The 23413-nt window shown below is 41.1% G+C and carries 22 protein-coding genes; 10 read left to right on the top strand and 12 right to left on the bottom strand.

From position 1 onward, the window contains the following. Positions 1-261 precede the first annotated feature (261 nt). Complete coding sequence (locus VJ09_RS12490) at positions 262-666, bottom strand: hypothetical protein (RefSeq protein ID WP_044642039.1); 405 nt, start codon at positions 664-666, stop codon at positions 262-264. 306 nt (positions 667-972) lie between these two features. Between VJ09_RS12490 and VJ09_RS12485 the strand changes: the two genes are divergently transcribed. After that, on the top strand, positions 973-1767 hold the full coding sequence (locus VJ09_RS12485) for a DUF2797 domain-containing protein (protein WP_230199152.1): 795 nt from the start codon (positions 973-975) through the stop codon (positions 1765-1767). Between the two features lie 21 nt (positions 1768-1788). On the opposite strand, the gene VJ09_RS12480 is transcribed toward VJ09_RS12485, so the two are convergent. After that, the gene (locus tag VJ09_RS12480; protein WP_044642037.1) at positions 1789-2295 is read right to left on the bottom strand and encodes a glycerol-3-phosphate acyltransferase; all 507 of its coding nucleotides are present in this window, start codon (positions 2293-2295) and stop codon (positions 1789-1791) included. 137 nt (positions 2296-2432) lie between these two features. Here VJ09_RS12480 and VJ09_RS12475 point away from each other — a divergent pair, with 137 nt between their 5' ends. Next, complete coding sequence (locus tag VJ09_RS12475; protein WP_044642036.1) at positions 2433-2678, top strand: hypothetical protein; 246 nt, start codon at positions 2433-2435, stop codon at positions 2676-2678. Here VJ09_RS12475 and VJ09_RS12470 read toward each other — a convergent pair. The 5 genes from VJ09_RS12470 to VJ09_RS12445 all read right to left on the bottom strand — a co-directional run bounded on the left by VJ09_RS12470 (position 2652) and on the right by VJ09_RS12445 (position 10210). Beyond that, positions 2652-3689, bottom strand: coding sequence for a YkvI family membrane protein (locus VJ09_RS12470; protein WP_044642035.1), 1038 nt, complete (start codon positions 3687-3689; stop codon positions 2652-2654). The two genes, VJ09_RS12475 and VJ09_RS12470, sit on opposite strands and share 27 nt — an antisense overlap. 117 nt (positions 3690-3806) lie before the next feature. After that, entirely contained in the window at positions 3807-6569 is a 2763-nt protein-coding gene (locus VJ09_RS12465) for a transglycosylase domain-containing protein (RefSeq protein ID WP_044642034.1), read from the bottom strand. A 281-nt stretch (positions 6570-6850) separates the two neighbouring features. Next, positions 6851-7612, bottom strand: a complete 762-nt coding sequence (locus VJ09_RS12455) for an SDR family oxidoreductase (protein ID WP_044642032.1) — start codon at positions 7610-7612, stop codon at positions 6851-6853. Further along, the gene (locus VJ09_RS12450) at positions 7613-8536 is read right to left on the bottom strand and encodes an RluA family pseudouridine synthase (protein ID WP_052807382.1); all 924 of its coding nucleotides are present in this window, start codon (positions 8534-8536) and stop codon (positions 7613-7615) included. A gap of 93 nt (positions 8537-8629) precedes the next feature. Continuing rightward, positions 8630-10210 carry a transglutaminase domain-containing protein gene (locus tag VJ09_RS12445; protein ID WP_044642031.1) on the bottom strand — a complete coding sequence of 527 codons (1581 nt, stop codon included), beginning with the start codon at positions 10208-10210 and terminating at the stop codon, positions 8630-8632. 598 nt (positions 10211-10808) lie between these two features. Between VJ09_RS12445 and VJ09_RS12440 the strand changes: the two genes are divergently transcribed. The 3 genes from VJ09_RS12440 (at position 10809) to VJ09_RS12430 (ending at position 13027) form a co-directional block, all read left to right on the top strand. Continuing rightward, entirely contained in the window at positions 10809-11834 is a 1026-nt protein-coding gene (locus VJ09_RS12440; protein ID WP_044642030.1) for an NADH:flavin oxidoreductase/NADH oxidase, read from the top strand. A 221-nt stretch (positions 11835-12055) separates the two neighbouring features. Next, a complete protein-coding gene (locus VJ09_RS12435; RefSeq protein WP_044642029.1) occupies positions 12056-12667 on the top strand; it encodes a TetR/AcrR family transcriptional regulator in 612 nt (203 codons plus the stop codon). Positions 12668-12676: 9 nt separating this feature from the next. Continuing rightward, the gene (locus tag VJ09_RS12430; protein ID WP_147635544.1) at positions 12677-13027 is read left to right on the top strand and encodes a DoxX family protein; all 351 of its coding nucleotides are present in this window, start codon (positions 12677-12679) and stop codon (positions 13025-13027) included. 360 nt (positions 13028-13387) lie between these two features. On the opposite strand, the gene ligA is transcribed toward VJ09_RS12430, so the two are convergent. The 5 genes from ligA to VJ09_RS12405 form a co-directional block, all read right to left on the bottom strand. Beyond that, positions 13388-15400, bottom strand: coding sequence for an NAD-dependent DNA ligase LigA (gene ligA, locus VJ09_RS12425; RefSeq protein ID WP_044642027.1), 2013 nt, complete (start codon positions 15398-15400; stop codon positions 13388-13390). Between the two features lie 41 nt (positions 15401-15441). Next, entirely contained in the window at positions 15442-17637 is a 2196-nt protein-coding gene (pcrA, locus tag VJ09_RS12420; protein ID WP_044642026.1) for a DNA helicase PcrA, read from the bottom strand. A gap of 182 nt (positions 17638-17819) precedes the next feature. Continuing rightward, positions 17820-18527 (bottom strand): heptaprenylglyceryl phosphate synthase, encoded by a 708-nt coding sequence (gene pcrB, locus VJ09_RS12415; protein ID WP_325063593.1) that lies wholly within the window; start codon positions 18525-18527, stop codon positions 17820-17822. A gap of 101 nt (positions 18528-18628) precedes the next feature. Beyond that, positions 18629-18934 carry a YerC/YecD family TrpR-related protein gene (locus tag VJ09_RS12410; RefSeq protein ID WP_044642025.1) on the bottom strand — a complete coding sequence of 102 codons (306 nt, stop codon included), beginning with the start codon at positions 18932-18934 and terminating at the stop codon, positions 18629-18631. A gap of 472 nt (positions 18935-19406) precedes the next feature. Beyond that, positions 19407-19838 (bottom strand): peptidylprolyl isomerase, encoded by a 432-nt coding sequence (locus VJ09_RS12405; RefSeq protein ID WP_044642024.1) that lies wholly within the window; start codon positions 19836-19838, stop codon positions 19407-19409. Positions 19839-20181: 343 nt separating this feature from the next. Between VJ09_RS12405 and VJ09_RS17690 the strand changes: the two genes are divergently transcribed. The 5 genes from VJ09_RS17690 (at position 20182) to VJ09_RS17685 (ending at position 23382) form a co-directional block, all read left to right on the top strand. Continuing rightward, the gene (locus tag VJ09_RS17690) at positions 20182-20736 is read left to right on the top strand and encodes a thermonuclease family protein (RefSeq protein ID WP_052807381.1); all 555 of its coding nucleotides are present in this window, start codon (positions 20182-20184) and stop codon (positions 20734-20736) included. A gap of 239 nt (positions 20737-20975) precedes the next feature. Further along, positions 20976-21509, top strand: coding sequence for a thermonuclease family protein (locus tag VJ09_RS12395; RefSeq protein WP_044642023.1), 534 nt, complete (start codon positions 20976-20978; stop codon positions 21507-21509). Positions 21510-21713: 204 nt separating this feature from the next. After that, positions 21714-22832: a hypothetical protein gene (locus VJ09_RS18500; RefSeq protein WP_044642022.1), complete on the top strand. Its 1119-nt coding sequence runs from the start codon at positions 21714-21716 to the stop codon at positions 22830-22832. Then, positions 22823-22897 carry a hypothetical protein gene (locus tag VJ09_RS19185; RefSeq protein ID WP_407689999.1) on the top strand — a complete coding sequence of 25 codons (75 nt, stop codon included), beginning with the start codon at positions 22823-22825 and terminating at the stop codon, positions 22895-22897. Before VJ09_RS18500 ends, VJ09_RS19185 begins: the two co-directional genes overlap by 10 nt. 11 nt (positions 22898-22908) lie before the next feature. Next, a complete protein-coding gene (locus tag VJ09_RS17685) occupies positions 22909-23382 on the top strand; it encodes an SMI1/KNR4 family protein (RefSeq protein WP_052807380.1) in 474 nt (157 codons plus the stop codon). Positions 23383-23413: the final 31 nt, after the last annotated feature.

Genomic DNA, 23413 nt, shown 5'->3' with positions numbered 1-23413 from the left:
TAATAATGTTGGGAAGGTTGAGTTGCCCCAACCTTGTACCCAGTCAGATTACCCTTATGGATGACCTCACTGGGTACAAGATTAGGTGTAGGTAGCACATATTTATTATAGAGAAGCGATGCAAAGAAAAGAAGTATTCTGTCTGTAAATTTACAAAACTTTTGAACTCTAAATCCCACTGCTTTCTAAACTACTTTCATAATCAAGACAAAATAAAAGAACGATCCTTTTATAAAAGGTCGTCCTGCTGCCTACGAGATATTAACGGTATATCATGTTTTGAAAGTATTGTTTTACTTTTCTTGATTCCTCTCGGTCTAGTCCAGCTTTTTTATTTAACATGTGGACAGCTTCATTTACTAAGAGGGCTAGTGGTTGTTTTTCTTCTTCAATTAATTGCTGGTCTTTATATTGAGCAAGGTTAGCTACTTCTTGTATTACAAGTTGTTCCATATTGTAGTAGATCATATCTAAATTCAGTTCAAAATTAACTGCTGGGTTTGCTTTTTTTAATTCTATATAAGCGATTGGCTCTAATTTTTCAACTGTATCTAATGCCTCGATTACTGTCGTAAAATATTGATGTACTTCTTTGCTCTCCATATTCTTTACTGTGTCAGTGGTAATTTTTTTGTAATAAGAGTCCTTCCAATCCATTGTTAACATAATACATTCCCCTTCCAAATAATAAGTTATTTGGGAAGGTTGAGTATTCCCCAACCTTTACCCAGTCAGATCACCCAAGATGGATCGATCTCACTGGGTAAAGGTTGGTTGTAGGTAGCGATACTCTGCATTATAAAGAAATAATCTATCGAAAAAAAGGTTATCGACTTACTATTCATACTAATGTAACAACTATTTAACTATCCCATCCATATTTTACATGTTCTTAGCGGAATTCCATCGCTAGATTAACCTTTTTCCAGTACAATAGACATGTTCACTATAGAAGGAAACGGAGGAGTTATCTTGACCAAAAACTATCTGTTGCACTCGCTCCGTCATGAGATGGAGCAACCCATTCGCTCCTTTTTACAGACCAAAAAAGAAGAAATCTGCTTAGACGATTATCTTGGCGCAGAGGTTCAGATTACGCATACCGGTCGGAAGTTCTGTATCTCCTGTGGAAAGTATATAAGAAAGACCTATGCAAGCGGATATTGTTACCCCTGTTTTACGACTACTGCCAACAACGATATTTGCTTCGTGCGACCAGAGCGTTGTCATTTTGAGCATGGAACTTGTCGAGAACCCTCCTTTGGGGAGAGTTACTGTATGCAGCCACATATAGTCTATCTAGCACTGACAAGTGGGGTAAAAGTGGGGATTACAAGAAAAGGTCAAGAAATGAATCGTTGGCTATCACAGGGAGCGATCTCCGCGATCCCAATCTTAGAAGTACCTACTCGTAAACTGGCTGGAATGATAGAGCATCATCTCTCTGAGAATTTTGCTGACAAGACCAATTGGCGGAAAATGCTCAAAAACGAAGGAAACGATCTCGATCTTCTCTGGGAGCGTGAACGAGCTTTTGCTTATGTACCGGATTGGGCAAAAAACTATTTGCTTTTAGACGAAGAGCCCCGACATTTTCACTATACCGGGCAAGTCTCAACGGACAAGATCGTCTCGCATAACCTAACCAAAGAGCCGGTCGTCACCGGAACCATACTCGGAACAAAAGGGCAATATCTTATATTGGACTCTGGCGTACTTCAAGTTCGCAGTCATGCAGGATATGAGATTAGCTGGCGGATCGCATAACAATAGAGGAGAAGGGATCTTTTAGAAAATCTTCCTTCTCCTCCAACGCTTTCGCCAGTTTTTTTGTTGTCGAAATAGCAATAACGCACCGAGTCCTATAATAAGAAACCACACAGTCACATGAGTCGCCAATACAAACGAGAGAATAATCACAGCAATGGTAGCTAAAAAGTTGGAAAGGATAATATATCTCGTCACCAGTAGACTAAGTAGATAAAATAAGAGACCAGCCAAGATTAGTACGGGACTTAAGATGAGCAGAGCTCCTGCTGCTACAGCATAAGCACTACGCTCACGAAATTTGCAAAAACACGAAAACATCTGGCCCAATACGACCAAGATCGCCGCAAGATGTGCTGCAAAAAAGCCAAAGCCCCACCATATAAGAAGAACTACAATCGCAGCAGAGAAAAAGTCGAATAGAAGCACCCAAAGAATTAAGTTTCTGCGAAAAGAAGAGCCAAGACACTTCTCCCATGGAATTGCCCCCACTAGATAGACCAAGATCAGTAACAGAAAAAACTCCACTTCTTTCTCACCTCCCTACCATAAAAATAGCGTTCATCGGACAGGCTAATGTAAAGCAAAACTTCCATCAGCAGAGATCTTCTCTTTGTTCTACTCTGATGGTTAGTTGAATCAATGGACATTACGGAGATGATCTCATGGAACGTGAACTAATGTCTCATCTGAGTTGGATTCCTTGTGAAGTAGTTTCGGATGAAGATAACAACCGTTACTGGGTACGCAATGCGGATACAACAGGACAATTCTTCTCCTCAACAGAAGAACTAGTCTCCTATATAGAGAAGGCTTGGACGAAAGAGCATTTCCAAGACCCTGATGCTTATGAACTCCTTTTGAGTGACTTACGAAGTTCCATTTCATTTGGTAGGAATATTACGGAATAACATCATCCCAACCAATAACAGACCACAGTATCCAAAAGCAGGGTAAAGTACTTTTACCAAAGTAGGGAACCCAATTAGAGAAAAAGCATAGCCAAGAATAAAGATAATCATCATCCAATGGACTGGGCGAATAGTAGAGATCTCTTGTAACTTGGCAGTCAGTCCAAATACATTACTGATCAAGGTAGTAAAGATCTCAGACCACATTAAAAGGAGAAAAGCTGCCTTGATCCAAAAACCAAATGGATACACAAGATAGGCCATAGGAATCTCTTTATTGATCACTTGCTCTAAGTTCACTTGTAACGCATAGTCTCCAGCAAGTAACATAATCCCTAACAAACCAGCACCAATCCAGGCCCCTAACTTGCAGATTTCTTCCTTCTCCACCGCACTTCCCAGTGGTACAAGAACGGCTTGTGCCATTACCAGATTAAACGCTACATATAAAATGGCTGAAGTGATCCACGAGCCCCCTGTTTGGATCACATCCTTTTGCATAATGACCGTCCATTCTCCATTCAGCCATGCATAAAAACCAATCATCAGAATAAAGCCAAACATAAGAGGTACTACAACGGAATTAACGGAGATAATACCTTCAATACCACGGATCAGCACAAAGAAGGCAAGAAATGTTGTGAGTAAGACTCCTAAGTGAAAAGAAATCCCCAGATGTTCAGAAGATAGAGATCCAACTCCTGACATCATCGCAGTGGTGGCTCCAAACAACATAATTCCCACAGCTAAATTGATCAGCCGTCCAATTCTCTCTCCAAATAGATATCGGTTTAGTTCCTCATAAGTGCTTGCTTTGGTTCGCGCTCCAAACTGCAATATGCGTTGACCAAGCCATGCAAACAGAAACGTACTAAGGAGAATCCCCCAAAAACCAAATGAACCAAATAACGTAAAAAACTGAAGAATTTCCTGTCCAGAAGCAAATCCCGCTCCTACAATAGTCCCTGCATATGTAAACCCGATCCGACAGGCGAGCCAGACCTTTTTCATCTTTATCTCCCCTTGTCCTACTCCTGTTACTTCAATCTATGATGGTGCAGGACAAGTTAGAAGCAAAAGAAAAACTCCCTTTCTATTATGAAAGGGAGTTTGGATAAACATATGTGGTTATGCAATTAGATTACGCCGAGTAGCCGGTAAAGTTGACTGTTGATTGGTATCATAAACGTATTCTTTGTACTGTGGATTCTCTTCAAAAAACTTGTTTGGGTCTTTCTCACACGTTCTCCTTTGATCTCCACTAATTCCAGCAGTAATCACAAGCTTAGTACAATCAGCTCTCGAGTATTTTTTTTCATCCCCACCGCCATTGCCGTCATCCTTACATTGTGGATGATCTTTGTTCTCTTCTTTGGAGCAGTCAGGATTTTTTTGATTATCTTCATCACCATTCGAGTTGAGCTTAACCTCGATTGACGCAATTACCTCTTTTGACATACTACCATTATCGGTTGGGTCATTTGGATCCGTGGTAGCTTGCGTATCTTTCGCAGTCAGTTTGTAGTAATAAGTCTTTTTGGCATTGCCATTCCCATTACCAAACAGATTGTCGATGATATTTCCACTGTCGTTGGCCAGATTCTGATATGGGAATGGGTCTACAGCTTTATTTCCACTAGTTGGAACTGACTCCCATGGACCACTTTTCGATGTAGAACGCTCTAGTGTAAATTGAACCCGAGTAGGATCTTGTTTGTTCCAAGTAGCGACTACGTTTTCCCCTTCTTGTTTCAATTGAAGGTTCAGGTCGTTTATTTTGAAAGCTGCTGGTGGATCTTGTACACCACTTGGTTTTTGCATGTCTTTACTCTTAATCCCGGATTCCACCATAATCTCTCGCCAAATTTTACCTTTTTCGTCACCTATTTCAAAGTCCCCGCTTTTTCCATTTTCACGGGTATTAAATACGGCGACCGCCAACACAGTATCAGAGGTATATCCGACCATCCAACCTTCTGCGGACTCCTGTGTGGTACCAGTTTTCCCAGCTAGATCTAATCCTGATATATCAAATTTTTTACCTGTACCGTAGTCCTTTTTGAAAACATCTCGCATCATCTCAATAGACCACCAAGCTGTTTGCGGTTTAAAAACTTGTTTTGCTTTTTCTGTCTCTTCATCAATCTGGAAACCGTCTTTATCCATCTTGTAGTCTACTTTTGGTTCGACTTTGTTACCCGCTTTATCGCGGATTTCCATGATGAAATGAGCTTTTTTCACTTTGCCCATATTCGGGTAGACAGAGTAAGCTTGCACCATATCTTTGGTGGAAATCCCTTTTGTGAAACCACCTAGAGATAGAGGAGATAAGTTCTCATCGTTCTTTTCTAACTTGATCCCAAGTTCTCGAACTTTTTCAGCGGAGTATTTTATTCCGATGTTTTTCTCTAAAATATGTGCTGGTGTCAAGTTCAACGATCTTCCCAAAGCCTCTCTGAGAAGTACTTGCCCAGCTTCTTTTTTATTGTAGTTATTCGGATTGTAGGAATAAGTAGATTTATCATTTTTATCATTATAAATGGTATTCGGATGAAAGTTTTTAGGATCCTTTTCCATAATCGGGCTATAAACTGCTAGCGGTTTAATAGTAGACCCCGGCTGAATTGGATACGTTCCATACTGTAAGAATCCAGTTTTGTATTGTTTTCCACTACTAATTGCTTTCACTAAACCAGTCTTGGCATCTAACATCGTCGCAGCAGCATCCATTAATCGATCTTTATCCCCAAGAAGTTTGTTGTTTTCATTAATTGTTTCCAACATTGCATCTTGCGCTTTCTGGTCCATCCCTGTATAGATCTTGTACCCACCATTTTCCAAATCCTCAGCAGACAATTCATAGTATGTCTTCGCTTCTGCCTTCATTGCATCAATATAGGCACTGTATTTGGATCTATCTGGTTTATATTGAGTTAAAAACTTTTTATCTGCACCCAAAGGTGTTTCCATTAATTTCTTCGCTTCTGCTTCTGTAATAATCTGCGGTAAATCTTGAGCAGTCTCTGACATTTTCTGCAGAACCCAATCACGACGTTTTTTTGCCCTTTCAGTTTTACCTGTGTAAGGGTTAAAGATACTTGGTCCGTTTGGAATTCCGACTAACATCGCAATTTCTTGTGGCTCTAATTTCGTCGTAGCAGGATCTTTCCCAAAATAAATTTTAGAGGCTAATCGAACTCCCTGTACGTTGTTTCCATAAGGGATATAATTCAAATAAGCCATGATGATATCTTCTTTAGTTTTTTTACTTTCTAACGCCCATGCTCCAGCAAAGTCGGCTAATTTCCGTGAAATCGTTTGACTACGATCCTCTTGCAAGATATTACCCGCAACCTGCATGGTAATGGTACTACCACCCTCTTTAAAACAAAGACACATAACGTCTTTCACTAGAGCCCGACCCAGACCATAGAAGTCAATCCCATTATGTTCATAGAAACGCTCATCTTCTGTTTTCACAACGGCCAATATCAGGTCTTTATTGTATTTTGATAATTCTTCGTATGTTATTTTTTCACGTAGTGCACCCATTTTGGTAACTTCTTTTTTGTCCGCTCCATATACCGTAGAAGAGAAGTCAATCTGATCAATTTTATCTATATCAATTTGATCTGATGAGATTGCAGCATATAGAGCACTACACCCACCTAAAATTAGTAACAGAATCGTAATCCCGACTACTGTAAACCATTTTTTATTAAAAAATCGTTTCCAAGGGCTAGTCGGAGTACCTGATCGAGAAACTCTACTTGAACGGTTACCAGATGGGCCTACTCGTTGACTACGAGTTCGTGGTGTGAAGGTAGCTTTATCACCATTGGATTGGCTACCATTCCCACCACTCCCATTTCCTCTGAATCGATCATTCATCTGATCTATTACCTCCTATTTTTACATCCGTTTGAACCATTTCGCCGCGCTTCGCGTTTGTGCATTCCATACCATATCGCAGAAAGTGTTGGAGCGCAACTTGACAAATGCTCTCTTCTTGCTCTCTACATTCTATGAAATCTAGTGCATTGTAATGAAGAAATATTTTCTTATTCATAGAATGCACGAATCGACACATGCAAACATTATAACGGAAAGAAAAATCTTGTCACGTTTAATTCGGTGAAAATATTACAACAATATTACAATAAGATCCCTTTCTATTCTACTGGAAAATAGACAGGACTGAAACCACCTGTTACTGGAATAATCATCCCAGAGAGATAGTCAGAATTGGGATGGACGAGAAATTGTACAACACGAGCAATATCCTCCCCCGATCCCGGCCGGACACTGTTTTTCTCCCTTGCTTGTTTTGCTTCGCGAATGGTTCCTTCTTTGAATGGATGGCGGATGTCTCCTGGACAGATCATATTGACTGTGATCCCATGTTTCGCCTCTTCTTCTGCCAATGTACGAGTGAGAGAGACAAGCCCTGTCTTTGCTGCTGCATACGGACCAAATCCAACACTTGCTGGTACTTGCTCGACTTGACGAAAGCCAAAGGTAATCACTCTTCCCCAAGCCCGCTCGCGCATACCAGGTATTAATTCACTAGTTAGCCAAAAAACACTAGAGAGATTGCCATCGAGCATCTGACGCCAATGATCATAGGAATGGTCAATGGTCGCTACTGGACGAAAGGTAAAGGGACCCGCTGTACAGACCAATACATCGACTCGTCCAAAGTGCTCCATCACTTGGACGATCATCTGCTGTACTTCTTCATAACGACTTACATCTCCACGTAAAAAGAGCGATTCTACTCCCTGCAAAGAAAGCTCATGCTCTAGCTCTCGGGCAGCTTGGTCGCTCTTGCGATAATTGGAAACAATACTATATCCCTCTTGGGCAAGCATCTTGATCACGGGAACACCCAGTCCTGTTACTCCACCTACTACCCAAGCTACGCGTTGCTCCATCTAGACTCCCTCCTTGTTACCTCGTAATTCTCGTAACAAATATTCATAGTCTGCTGGTAATGGTGCGCTCCAACTAACCCACTGACCTGTACGTGGATGTTGCAATTTTAGATTCGTAGCATGTAATGCTTGGCGATTCATTAGTGGATGAGGATTCGGATTATAAAGGGTATCGCCAATAATGGGATATCCCATTGCCAATAAATGGACCCGAATCTGATGAGTACGCCCTGTCTCTAACCACAGACGTACCAATGTATTTTGGGCAAACTGCTCTTCGACACGAAAATGAGTTATGGCATGATCTCCACCCTCTTCAACGGAAATAATCTCCCGCTGGATCCCCATCCCTTCTCGTAGCCCGATCGGATAGTCAATGATTCCTTCCTTTTGGGGAAGAGTTCCATCTGTCACTGCTAAGTAATATCGTTCATAACGTTTTTTCTTCATTTGTTGTGCGAGAAATCCATGAGCATAAGCATGTTTGGCAAGTACCATAATACCGGATGTATCTTTATCCAACCTTGTAACGGGTCGGATTTTACGGTTCTCCCCTTTTTGTTGCCAATACCAGAGCAACCCATTGGCAAGCGTACCAGTAGGGTGACCTTTCGTTGGATGGACTACCAATCCAGCTTGTTTATTCAGAACGATCAAGTCTTCATCCTCGTGGATCACATTAATCGGAATTTCTTCTGGTTCAATCCACTCTGCTTCCTCAGGTTCCATTTGAATGACAATCTGATCGTCTTCTGCTACTCGAGAAGAAAAATAACGAACTTCTCCATTTACTGTGACAAGATTCCCTAACTTGAGACGACGAAGCATTTTGCGGGAAAAACGGAATTTATTCTGCAAGACCTGTTGTAACATCTTACCATTCTCATCTGAGGTTACTTGATGGGTAAATATTGCTTCTGACAACTCGATATCTCCTTTTGATCAAGTGAAACTTCCGCACGTTTCAGCTGTTGTATGTCTACTAGGATCGTTTCCTTCAATGTACCAGAATGAGACCTAATAAACTACTCGTAGTCTCTGATGGTCTCGAAAGGATGTCTCCGATGGATCAAAATACTCTTTTTTATAATCAGCATGAAAAATACCTGATTGAGTGAGATATCCCGCTCCCCATGTTGCATCGAAGGGAACCCATTTCCCGTCTAGCCAGACTTCACCCCAAGCATGTGGTACTCCCACTACCGTCCCTTCTACGACTCTAGCTGAAATCTGAGAAGCTCGTAGCAAGGCAACTGCCAAATAAGTATAGCCCTGACAAGTAGCCTTTTGATCTTGAAGAGTCTGAATCGCCGATGATCGCCAATCAAAGATGGGAGCAGATGCTTTTTGCATATCATAGGCAATATGAGTTGCCACGTACTCATAGATTCGATACGCTTTTTCTCGGCTTGATTTTGCATGTTTGGTAATCATGGTAGCTAGTTTAATAATCTCGGCATGATCTGATTCTATGCCTTGTTGCGGAAGCAGATCTCGTTTGTCTGGATTTTGCTTACTTTCTATAATCCACTCTGCAAGTGGAAGTAAGTGGAGTTGATTAGTAGGTGTCATCAGCAAATCAGGTTTCAACAAACGAATCGTATATTTGCCCTCTCCAAAGCGCAAAATTGCCTGCTCAGATACCTTTTTCTCTCTTATCGGGAGATAAGAATAGGAACGATCTTTCCCTTTGCTCACTTCTAACACGAGAAAAGGAGTTGCCTGGAGATCCACAGGGCGGTGCATCACCGCATCCACTAAGAATTTTTCTCCGATCTCCTCCCCTCCTACTGTTGGCTGTAAAATATCAAGCCCAATCTCTTCTGCTGGTTGATAAAACTGAATTGGATTGGCCACAAAATCGGCTGTCGTCTGAGGTGAAAATCGGATCATCTCTTCATAACGAGTTGAATCAGCCTCGGTAGGTGCGAGCAACTGAATTTGATAGGTTCCCGCTCCAAATAAATAGGGGACTTCTAATTCGAGACTGCCACCTTTCAGGTAGAGAAGTCGTTTCGCTATTTGCGATCCTTTTTGAACTTGAAGCAAGATGCTAGATAGAGTTGGATTCGCAACCTTTATCTTGATAGGAAATGTCGATTCATTCATCTGATTCATAGTAGGAACTTCCCAACTCAGCCCTTCACGAATAGCTGTTAGGCCTGTCTGAATCGGAAGACCACGTTTCCCAGAATGCGAGATCGTCCATTTCGCAAGGGGATAATAGGAGGTAGTCGAATTGGAAGCAAAAACTTCTATTTCATAGAGACCCTCCCCAAATGGTAAATCTATAGCTTGCGAAAAGCGCCCTCCCTGAACAGTGAAAAAACGTTGGATGCTTTCATCTCTATCCTGCTGAGAGACTTTTATCCAGATAATACCTTCCTTTTTGGGATATCGTGACAACTCCATCTCGATCTGAACTTGGTTGACAGCTTGTGTGTATTGAATGCTCGTACCTATTTTTTTCGCATAGGGAAAAAGATAAATGTTTTGTTGAGAAACTTCATGGTTAAACGCTGGTAGCTCCTCAGTATAAAAAGTAGCAAAGCTCATCGTAAGAAAAGAAATGAGGAGCCATTTTGGGTCCATCTTCATGGAAATCGCCTTTCTAACAAACGAATTTATTTCCTAATTTTTCCATAAAAATTTCTTATTTCCTTTCTTACCATAAAAAAAGAGAGCGAGTCGGCAAAAACCAACAGCTCTCACATCGCATAATATACCAAAGACCAAACCAAGGTTTGTTCCTTTACATATGATACACGATTTTTGCCCAAATTTCGTTTTTTTAATAAAATGTTTTTCTATCATATAGCTTGTTTACATAAATCAAAGTAAGAAATAGGCGCGGCGCCGGTTTTCCCGCTTCTGCTTGTCCTACCTGTCCTGATGGATCTACTTCGACTCCCTACCGCTCATAGTCGCATCTCAAAAGGGGAAAACCTCTGGCTTTATGTTCATTATGCGACATGATCTATCAAAATTTTAATTATCATCGTTAATTTTTGTCTAATTAGAGTGATTTCCCGGGAAATAAGCTATTTCCCAAAGAAGTTTGTAGAACGAAGTCAATGGGAATAGAAATCTTAGGTAAGCAGATGTTAGATAAATCGGGAATACTACTATTGAACGGAACGTACCACTGTTCCGTCAAGTAAATCAATAAACCAATAGAAAAGGATGAAAGTACAAAATGGCAAAGATAGCAGAATCTTTTCAGATAAAAAGTTTACAACTAAAAAATCGAATCGTTATGCCACCAATGTGTCAGTACTCAGTTGAAGCAAAAGACGGTATCCCCAACGACTGGCATCTGGTTCACTATGTTTCTAGAGCAGTAGGAGGATCGGGTCTGATTCTGATCGAGATGACCGATGTGGAACCAGACGGCCGTATAACAGATTATGATCTGGGAATTTGGTCTGATGATCATATCCCAGCTTTTCGCAATATAATAGAAGGAATACATAAATATGGAGCAAAAGTAGGGATTCAAATAGCACATGCTGGAAGAAAAGCGGAAGATGCCGCTCAACCAGTTGGACCTTCCAATATCCCCGTAACTCCGGAATGGAAAGTCCCACGTGCCCTCACCACAGCAGAAGTGAAAGAGATGGTAAAGAAGTTCCAAGAAGCAGCACGACGAGCTGTTGAGGCAGGTGTCGATACAATCGAGATTCACGGTGCTCATGGCTATCTTATCCACCAGTTTCACTCCCCCATGATTAATAATCGGACAGACGAATATGGCAAGGATCTCTCCTTATTTGGAGTAGAAGTAATCCAAGCAATCAAACAGGTTGTTCCTGAGGAAATGCCAATCATCATGCGAGTCTCTGTAAGAGAATACATGGACGGCGGATATGAGGAAGATCATATGATCGAGATCTGTCGCCGTTACTTGGATGCGGGTGTCGATATGTTTGATGTATCATCTGGTGGAGAGGGACCGGCTGGAAAAACCAAACCAGGTAATTATCCCGGTTATCAAGTTCCTTTTGCACGTCGATTAAAAGAAGAGTTACAAGTTCCAGTAATAGCGGTAGGAATTTTGGATAATCCCCATTTAGCAGAGTCAGTAATTGGTAATGGAGATGCTGATCTGGTAGCAGTCGGCCGTGGTATGCTTCATGATCCATACTGGGCGCTACATGCAATCGAACAAGTGGCTGGTAATGCCCGAAACATAGCCCCAAAACAATACGAAAGAGGCTTTTAATTTAGGAAAAACCACCTATCCAATGTTAGATAGGTGGTTTTTTTCTGAGCAAATTTATCATTCACTAAAAATATCCAGTGCATCTAGAATATTAGAAAATTTATGCTTGAATATTTCATTTGTGCTTGACTAGAAGATGTCCCTCTGGAATAATACTCATGAGTAACGTTACTTTTGAGTATTATTTTTTATTCATATGTATTTTCTAGGAGTTGATTTGATTGTCACGAGAGAAGGGACGAAAAGGACAAGAAAGTCGAAAAAGATTACTTGAAACTGCTGCCAAAGAATTTGCTCATGGAGGTTTTCATGAGACAAAAATTAGCACTATTGTGAAGAAAGCTGAATTAACACAACCTTCCTTCTACCTGTACTTCTCCAGCAAAGAAGCCATTTTCAATGAATTAGTAGACAACTTTCGCTCGGGCTTACGAAAGTTAACAGAGATGCTTCGTTTAGAGCCAGGAATCGAGCCAAAGGATGTTTCCAAACGAGTTTTGTTAGCGGTAGAATCGGTATTTCGTTTTTTAATTACAGATCCAGATTTAACTCGTATTGGGCTTTTTCTAGCCCCCGAGGCTGGACAAATCAAAGAAGAATTAGTCTGCTTGATAAAAGAAAACTTGGAAGTGGAACAACAAGCTGGATATTTTCGACCTGATCTAGAGATGGCAACCGTAGCAGAGTGTCTTATCGGAATGATGGAGCGCCTTACGGTTTCATATTTGCTACCTGGTACGAAAAGTCCTGATATTCTAGCCGAACAAGTAGTCAATCTTTTTATGCATGGTATGTTCACATTAGATTCTAAGCAGATTTCTCATAAGGAGTGAGATTCATTGATCTACACTGTTCTGCAAGTGATCCTATCCCTTTTTATCTTGGTAGGGGGATTCATAAAAGTCCTACATATACCTTTTCAAGTGGAACATTGGCAACACTACCAATATCCAATGTGGTTTATGTCGGTAATTGGATTTATTGAAATTATCGGAGCAATAGCAATGATTGGTGGAATTTGGAATCGATACTTAACTATTGGCTCAGGAGTATTGCTCATCATCCTTATGCTAGGTGCAATTCATGCCCATATTTTCCGAGCAGATCAACCTATTGTTACGATCATCCCTGCAGCGATTTGCTTGATCTTGTCTATTGTTTTGATTTTCTCCAATTGGAAGTTGGACACCTAATTAAGGATGCCTCCAGAATCCATCAATATAATGAAATAACCCACGATCTGATCGAGATAAATAAAGACTGGTGCTAGTTAAGCACCAGTCTTTATGGACATTCAGAGGCATAAATCATACTAGGATTTTGATTTCCCGTTAATTGATTGGTCAAGGTCAAGTACGGAATCATGATCTTATCGTCTTGGTTTGATCCTTCACTTGACCCTTGTGTTCCTAGTTTCCCTATCACCTGTACCTGATCTAGATGATGGAGAAGAACCTCCGCTTTGAGAGCTACTAGATACAGAAAGCTGTTCCGTTATAAGAAAAAACAGCTCCTAGGATTCCCTTTTCCTAGAGAGCTGTTCATTTAATCGATTATACTTGCATCTTCTCTAAAAACTCTTCTTCCGTTAATACAGAGACTCCCAGCTTCTCCGCTTTGGTCAACTTGGAACCTGCTTTCTCACCGGCGATCAGATAATCAGTATTCTTACTGACACTACCCGTTACCTCAGCACCTACCACCTCTAGCTTTTCAGCTGCTTCCTTGCGAGACATAGTATGGAGTGTCCCAGTGAGAACCACCGTTTTCCCAGCAAAAAAGTGATCTCCTATCTGCTCTGATTTCTTCTTCGCTCCAAGATACGTAAGGTTGACTCCTGCTTTCCGTAATCGTTCGATTAATTGTCGTGCCTCTGATTGTTCAAAATAGGCAACGACACTCTGTGCCATCTTGGGTCCAATCTCTTCTAAGGAAACCAGATCCTCTTCCGTTGCCTCCATCAGGCGGTCGATCGTTTCCAAATGAGAGGCCAAGATTTTGGCTCCTTTACTTCCTACAAAACGTATTCCAAGCCCAAATAATACACGTTCTAAAGAGTTGGACTTACTTTTTTCTAACGACTCTAGCAATTTATCAACTGACTTTTGACCCATTCGCTCTAGCTGGAGCAACTGATCACGCTGTAGATAATAAAGGTCAGCTACGTTCTTCACTAACCCTTCATCAAAGAGTTGAATAGCCACCTTTTCCCCAAGCCCCTCGATATTCATTGCTCCACGAGAGACAAAGTGGATGATCGCTTCTCTACTTTGTGCTGGGCAAGATGGGTTGATACAACGTAAGGCTACTTCCCCTTCCAACCGTACCAACTCACGCTCACATGCCGGGCAATGAGTCGGCATATGGAAGTCCCGTTCCTCACCCGTTCGCTTCTCGGACTTTACTGCTACAATCTCAGGGATAATATCTCCTGCTTTATGAACAACGACATAGTCTCCCAGCTTGATCCCTTTTTCACGGATAATATCCTCGTTGTGGAGAGAGGCACGTTGTACTGTTGTACCTGCTAGCTGAACTGGCTCTAAGATCGCAGTTGGCGTGACTGCTCCCGTCCGTCCCACTCGAATCTCGATATCAATTAGTTTGGTGACTGCTTCCTCCGCCGGGAATTTGTACGCAATCGCCCAACGGGGAACTTTAATGGTAGTCCCCATTTTTCTACGCAAGGCAAAATCGTCCACTTTGATTACGATCCCATCAATCTCATAACCAAGATTGGGACGATTCTCTTGCCAGTACGCAATATACTCCATCACTTCTTCGATGGAATTCACAGTTCGACGCTCCGGATTAATCTTGAGCCCAATCTGTTGCAGATAGTTGAGCCCTTCGGTATGGCTTTCGATCGTGTCTTGGAGATCCTCTTCTCCCAATCCATAGAGAAAAATATCTAATGCTCGTTTGGCTGCTAGTTTGGGATCAAGTTGACGAAGAGAGCCAGCTGCGGCATTGCGTGGATTGGCAAACAAAGGCTCCCCATTTGCCTCTTTTGCTTCATTAATCCGTTGGAACTCTTTCTTTGGTAAAAAGGCTTCACCTCGAACTTCCAACGAGATCGGTTCTTTTAATCGTAGTGGAATCGAGCGGATCGTCCGCAAGTTACTTGTAATATCTTCCCCTGTCGTTCCATCACCACGAGTAGCCCCTAGTGTAAATAGACCATCCACATAACGTAGTGAAATCGCAAGTCCATCGATTTTCAGCTCACACACATAACGAACAGGCTCACCAGCAGCTGCTTTTTGCACACGTTCGTCAAACTCCCGTAAATCTTCCTCATTAAAGGCATTCCCGAGACTTAACATGGGAGACAAATGCTCTACTTTTTCAAAGAAAGGCAGTGGCTCGCCACCCACTTTCTGGGTAGGAGAGTCTAAACTGACCAATTCAGGAAACTCCTGCTCCAATTTGATCAATTGTTGCATCAACTGGTCGTATTCTGCATCACTGACTACGGGTTGGTCTAACACATAATATTGATAACCGTATTCTTCTAACTGTTGGCGGAGAGTTGCCACTTGTTCTCTGGCTTGCTCAATCGTCAAACCTATCACCTCATCTATGGGATGAACCTTGCTTACCTAACTTAAGATTGTACTTTCTCAATCGGAGCAAAACGTGCCAATAGTTTTTTGACACCCACAGGCTCGGGAAATGCAATATTTAGCTCTATGTCTTCGCCTTCCCCACGTACCATAACAACTGTACCTACACCCCACTTTGTGTGCTGAGCCTTTTCTCCGACCGACCAATTGTACTCCTTTGGACCACTCGCATGAAATGATGCCTTAGGTAGCACTTGCCTAGCACGTGCAGTAGTAGCAGCTGGGGATTGTTTCCCTTCATATACTAAAAGCTCGGAAGGAATCTCTTTTAGGAAGCGAGATGGTGGATTGGTGCTGGTATTACCAAAGATAGTTCTCAGCTTGGCACGGGTTAAGAATAACTTCTTCTCCGCTCTCGTAATTCCTACATAGGCAAGACGGCGTTCTTCTTCCATCTCTATTTCATCGTCAATCGAGCGACTGTGTGGGAAAAGATTTTCTTCCATTCCAACTAAGAAAACAAATGGAAACTCCAATCCTTTGGCACTATGCAGGGTCATCATCTGAACTGCATCTGGTCTTTCTTCTTCTGTCTCTCCTGTTAGATCAGCTGGCTCCGAGATCAAGGCCAGTTCCGTCAAGAACGCGATCAATGATTTTTCTTCATTGTGTTTTTCAAAGTCTTGTGCCACGGAGAAAAACTCTTCGATATTCTCTAGTCTTGCTTGCGATTCCAATGTGTTCTCTTTTTTCAATTCCTCCCGATAGTTGGTTCGGGTGAGAACCTCTTCGACCATTTCTGTTACGGAGAAATAATCTACGCTATTGTGCAAGTTGAGGATGAGCGAGCGAAAATCATCTAGTGGTCCGATCGCACGTTTAGTAAGACCGACCTGTTCTCGTTCTGCAATCGCTTGAAAAACAGAGAGGCCTTGGCTTGCGGCATATTGTTGTAGCTTGTCCAGTGTAGTTGCTCCGATCCCCCGGCGTGGAACGTTGATAATCCGTGCAAGACTTAGATCATCGTTTGGATTCATAATGAGATTTAAGTAAGCTAGCACATCTTTGATCTCTTTGCGCTCGTAGAACTTAATTCCACCAACGATGTTGTAAGGGATATTTGCTTTTACAAATAGCTCCTCCACTACCCGGGACTGAGCATTGGTTCGATATAGCACGGCAAAATCAGAATAGCTCTGTCCGTCCTTGATACCTTTTTGAACCATTTCCCCTATAAAGAAAGCTTCTTCCTGTTCTGATCCAGCTTCAAAAAGAGTAATCTGCTCTCCCTCGTCATTATCGGTCCACAACTGTTTTGGCTTTCGTTCTGTATTGTGCTCAATGACATGGTTGGCTGCTTTAAGGATATTTTTAGTAGAACGATAATTTTGTTCCAGCTTGATCAGTCGGGCATTTTGGTAATCGCGTTCAAAATGAAGGATATTGGTGATATCTGCTCCACGGAAACGGTAGATAGACTGATCCGAATCCCCTACCACGCAAATATTTTGATGGCGTGCTGCTAGTAGATTGACCAACGTATATTGAACATGGTTGGTATCTTGATATTCATCTACATGGATATATTGGAACTTCCGTTGAAAATAATCCAGCACTTCTGGCACCTGTTGAAAAAGCTGAACAGTCACCATTAAAAGATCATCAAAATCCAAAGCTTCATTCTGACGGAGTTTCTTTTGATAACGTGTATAAACTTGAGCTGCTACCTCTTCTAGATAGTTGGTAGCCTGTTGTTTCATCACTTCCGGGCTAGTCAGGCTATTTTTAGCTGAACTGATCCGGTGTAGTAATCCCCGTGGCTCAAACTTTTTAGGATCGAGATTCTCTTCTTTCAAAATCTGTTTGATCGCAGAAAGCTGGTCTCCTGAATCTAATATGGTAAAGTTCCGAGAATAGCCTAAACGGTCAATGTCTCTACGCAATATACGTACACACATAGAGTGAAATGTCGAAATCCAGATCTCTTCTGCTTTGGGCCCCACTAATTTCCCAATACGTTCCTTCATCTCCCGAGCAGCTTTATTGGTAAAGGTGATCGCGAGAATATTCCAAGGATGGATCCCCTTCTCCAATAGATAGGCTACTCGATGGGTCAAAACCCTAGTCTTCCCGGACCCGGCACCGGCTACGATCTGTACAGGTCCTTCTGTTGTTTCTACTGCTAATCTCTGTTCTGGATTTAAACCAGTTAATAAATCTTTTGTATCCAAACTCACTTAGTCTCCCTCTCTTTCTTCTGATAACTTTATATAAAACAAGCAAACCAAAATATGAAATGGCTTCGCTTTGATATCCCCATCACTGAATAAAACCTCAACTAGACTCGTTTCGTTATTTTTAATAGCTTCCTAGAACAAAATCCTCTGTGCTATACCATCCTCGGAAAAAGATCCTGACCCTATTGCTTTTTCGTCTCTTTCACCCATTGAACTGACTCACATGCCCGGTCTAGATCTTCGTATATTACATTTCCTACGACAACTACATCGGCATATGCTGCTACTTCTTTAGCTTGAGCTTCTTTCGAGATTCCCCCACCATAAAACAATAACGTACGATTCAGTGATCTACTCGCCGCTTGTAACCATTGTGTCCCACCGTATGTTCCACTATATTCTACATAAAAGACCGGAAATTGAAACACATGTTCTGTTAATCGAGCATAAGCCGTCACATCCGCTGGGGTCAGCGAGCAATCACTGTTCGTTTTTTTCGCCACTTTGGCTTCTGGGTTGCCAACTACATACCCTTCCCACCATAGCTTCTCCCAAGGAATGTACTCTCCAAACTTCTTGATGGCTTCGAGATGCTCTCCATATACCCATCGTATATCAGATGTATTGAGCACAGAGGGAATTAGATACGCATCGAAAGATGGATGCACTGATTCCAAAGTAGAAATCTCTTGGATCAGTGGAATCTCTCCTAATGCCAAACGGGATAATAGATTATTGGTATTCTCATACGTGACCCCATCAGTTCCACCGATCATAAGAGCATCTGTCCCAGATCGCAGGATGTGGTCTATCTGCGTATCGGTTAACGGTTTAGCTGGATCTAACTTCATCACATGCCGCCAATTTTTCAAGATCTCTCTGTTCATCATAAACCACACTTTCTACCTTAACAAAGATACCTTTGAATGGTTGTTCCTTCATAAATAAATAGTCTCATACAATAGAAAACCCCGCAAAAATCGCGGGGAATTTACTCAGCCTTTTCGTCTTCAGCAAGTCTCTCTAAGGCCAATTTATAGCCATCCGTACCATAGTGCAAGCAACGCTTCACACGAGAAATGGTCGCAGTACTTGCACCTGTCTCTGCTTCAATCTGGTTGTAAGTAGCTCCTTCTTGAAGCATTCTCGCTACTTCCAGACGTTGTGCAAGCGACTTTACTTCACCAACCGTGCAGAGATCGTCAAAGAATTGGTAACACTCCTCAATTGTTTCAAGCTTCAATACCGCTTGAAATAATTGTTCGAGCTCTTTTGGATTTAATTTATGTAATTGCATCTCTATCCTCCTCAACCGATGAGGTACCCTTTGATGTATTAAAGCATACGTTCGACAAAACGCGCTATATTCCTTCTTTTTTTGCTAAAATCCGCACATTCTCTTTCTAGCACATTGGATTATCTCATATTTCTGACACACTTGGCAACTATTAGGGAGTATCTGGAATATCTGAATCCATCAGGGTACTTTCTCAAAGTTGTAGTTCCATCAAAAATACATCGATCCATTGGGACAGTGAACGGTTGTTTTCTATTAGTGATCAAAAGTGATTAGGGAATTCTTTTTGGAATATTCTCCACATCATTTTCAACCACCTAAACATCCTGACCTTAAGATGACCATAAAGTCGTTTACTTAGTTCACTTGATTCCGTTCTATTATTCTGTCAGGAATTAGTCTAGTGCTACATTTGATCTCACATAAAAAAACAAGGATGGAGAGCCCGACTACTCCATCCCTGCTATAAAAACTATCCTTGCACTCTAATCTCTTTAATACCTGCGCCTTGTTTCATATTCAACGCATGTTCCAAACCATTCGTAACCTTACCAAATACAGTATGTACGCCATCCAAATGAGGTTGTGGTTCATGAACAACAAAAAACTGACAAGATCCAGTATCTTTCCCTGCATGAGCCATCGATAGAGATCCTGCTACATGCTTGTGAGGATTACCTGCTGTCTCACACGCAATGGTGTATCCTGCATTGCCATATCCACTTTTCTGCGGACATCCACCCTGAGAGACAAATCCTTGAATAACTCTGTGGAAATTCAAGCCATCATAAAAGCCTTCATTTGCCAATTTCTCAAAGTTCGCAACAGTATTGGGAGCAGCTTCCGGATAAAATTCTAACTCCATTTTGTTCCCATCTTCTAATAAGATATAACCTGTCTTCATACATTAACAGCTCCATTCGAGGATTGATTTACTTCGCTATCGTATCACAAATAGCACCACAATAAAAAAAGACCAAAAGCATTTTTGTAAATGAAGATCTCTGTAGGTCCTGCTACAAAGTGTGTTTAACACAGCTAAAAAAATAACAAGTTTCACTCCAAAATGAATAGTTACAGAAATGAAATAATCAAGATATCTATACAGTTTCGAAAGACAACTCCTGTTATAATAAAGAAGATCTGGCTGCTCCTCGTGTTCATTATGGTGAGCAGGAGGGGCAGCCAGATTCTCTTTTGCTTTTTGGAGACTCTCGGCTGCACTAATTGGCCGGGAGGCGACTATTATGGAGAGAAATCTAAATACAGAACCAAGTCAAAAGAAACTTAGAATTAGGACACTTATTACAGACCATTTCAAACCATCGCAAATATTCTCACCCCCGAGTTTAGAAGTGGTGGATGGTGATACCGTTAAGTTTCCTATGTATGGGCATACATTTTACCTTCGTATAACTGGGGTTAATGCTCCTGAACTTTATTCAGCAAATGCACACAAATCTCCTCAACCCTTCTCGCAAGAAGCAAAAGATCGATTAGGTCAATTGTTATTGGACGAAGCAAGCAATTGGAAAATAGTTCTCCATGAACGACTCATCGATGGAACCGGAATCAGACTGCTAGGTTACCTATTTGTAGAGAAAGATGGAGAGTTCGTAAATGTAAGTCACATCTTATTAGCAGAAGGTTTAGCAGTACCTTATATGATGGAGCAACGACTTACACTGGAAGAACAGTTGGAGTATCAAGATCTAGCATATGAAGCAGAAAGACTTCGCTTAGGAGTCTACTCTATACGAGGATACGTAACAGAATTCGGAAGATTTAATGAGGACATATGATAGCATTGATCTAATCTGCTGCAGGAGAATTGGTTCCTGCAGCATTTATTTTCTCCGAAAGATTTATAAACAGAAAATACGGAATTAACAGGATCAATATAAAAAACTTACACTAGTTCGTTATACTGCAGGGGATCTGGTTGCTCCTCGTGTTCATTTCTTAGTGAGTACGAGGGGCAGCCAGATCCCTCTTGCTTGAGGACTCTCGGCTGTACTACCCAAGCCGGGAGGCGATTACATTGGGGAACAAAAAGAAAAGCAAAACGGTAATAAATCAAAGGATTCGGAAAAACTTTAAATCGAAAGAAGTGTTTTCTCCTAAAAAGGTAAAAGTAGTAGACGGAGATACGATCAAGTTTGAAAGAAATAAATATACATTTTATTTGCGTCTTATCGGGATAAACACTCCAGAATTATATAAACAAAAAAAGAACCAAAACCCCCAATTATATGCAATCGAAGCAAGAGATAGATTAGATCAACTGATCCACCAAGCAGATAACATAAAGATAGAACTACATGAAGACTTTATCGATGCAACATGGATTAGACTGTTAGGCTATCTCCACTTATCCCTCCATGGTAAATGGATCGACGCCGGAAAATATTTATTACTCGAAGGACTTGCGATCCCTTTCATGTTAGATAATTTACCAATTGAGATGCAATATAACTATATTATTAGTAGCTATGAAGCATATAAACTAAGAATTGGAGTTTATTCTGTTCCAGGGTATGTGAGGTTTGGGAGATTTCATAGTGATCTATCATAGTTTGATCTAATCTGCTGCAGGAGAATATGTTCCTGCAGTTTTTTATTTATCAGTAATTTGCAGAGAAAAACGGTATGTTTGACCTGCCACAGAGAGAACGACTTCGAGGACTCTGACGTAAGAGAGGCATAACCAAAGAAAACAGAGCCGGTTGTCCCCAAAGTAAACAATCCAGTTTCCGTATCGAACAAAGAAGAGAAAGGTTTGCTCCACAAAGCTTGTGACGGGATAGTTGGCATTTTTTCAGATAGCAACTGTAGCACTGTAAAAAAAGATCTTGAAAAATCGTTGGATCTAGTAGAAAAAGATTGGGACAGATTTTGGGATGATCCAATCGATTACATAGCCGAAGAACCGATCATTAAGGATATCAAAAATACGGTTACGAAGCTTGTAACAGATCCTGGTGGTTACTTCGATGAGAAATCAGAAGAGGTAAAACAACTATTCTCCGATCTGGAAGTATTTTTAAATGATCTAAAAGAGAATCCAATAGAAACATTGGTTGGATTCGGAAAAGATTATTTCGTATCTAAAGGAAATGACATTAAAGCTTTCATTTTCGGAGTGGATCCAGAAACAGGAGAAGAATTATCTATCCTATCTCGGCTACTAAGCTTAGTAAGTCCACATCCGGCAATAGAGAAGGCTTGGGATACTGTAATAGAACCTGCCTGTGGGAAAAAGAATGGGAAGAAGAATGGCAATAACAATAACAATAACGAAGAGGTTTGCTCTACTGGTGGAAATAAGTCCGATGAATCCAGTGATGGGAGTTCGAATGAATCCGGTGATGATGATTCGAATGAGTCCAGTGGTAGTAATTCGGGAGATAATAATACTAGCCAGTCCACGAATTCAGGTAAAGTAACAACGAAGTTCAAGACCGAAAAACCAAAGTATGATGTTCCAGATCAAAACTTTAAGATAAAAAATGGAAAAGATAAGCAGGATAGAAACGTTAAGTATGCAGTTTTGCCTGATGGACAAGAAGTGAAATTATTAGGTAGTCAACATGCTGGTGGTAACAATGATAAGGGAATTCCATTCGATAAAGATGGGTTTGTTGACTTCTCAAAATATGTTAAAGCTGAAATATATCTTAAACCAGACCAAATAAAAGGTGCAAGCCCTACCCAAACAAGCCAAGCAACCCAAATATTAAGAGATCATTTCAAAGAGAATTCAAAGTTGAAACAGGAGTTCATGAACCAATTCCCAAAAGATGAGCGTGAATTAATTGAGGAGCATCTAAAAAAGGGCACTATAAAATTGGAAACTATACATGGCACCATCATCAAGAAACTGGCAGAATGCAATTAGTTTATAGTGCTATTCATAATAAAGGGAAACCTCATACTGGTGGTCATCGTATTTGGGGAAAATAGGAGGGATAAGAATGGTTAAGTGGGCAACAGTCAAACAACCTGCAACAGACGAGGATATTAAACGAATTGAGGGATTTGTTGGTCAAAAGCTACCTAAAGATTATGTTGAATGGGTGAAGGTTTATCAAGGAAGTATTCCTGGCGTATACATTAATGTAGATGGTGAGCCCTACACATTTGACCAATTGTTGTCTGTTTCAAAGGAAGAAGGGGATACTGAAGATTCAAATCATATAATGGGAGCATTTAGAGAAATGTACCTAACAGATGATTCTGATCCCTCACTTCCAAAAGGGTTTGTCCCCTTTGCGTTGGATGGGCAGAATAAATGGTATTGCTTTGACTATCGGGAATCAAATGAATCGCCCTCTATTGTGCTTATCAACTGGGAAGCTCATTATGAGGACGGTCCCGACTATGTCGTCACCTATATAAGAGAATCATTCAGAGAATTGATAGACAGCTTGTTCTATCCTTCTACTTAGATTTCACATCTGGAAAGTCTACTATTATGTA

The organism is Risungbinella massiliensis, assembly GCF_000942395.1.
GTDB classification, from domain to species: domain Bacteria; phylum Bacillota; class Bacilli; order Thermoactinomycetales; family Thermoactinomycetaceae; genus Risungbinella; species Risungbinella massiliensis.
Note: the sequence above shows the minus strand (reverse complement) of the source record. Positions and strands in the feature narration are given on the sequence as shown.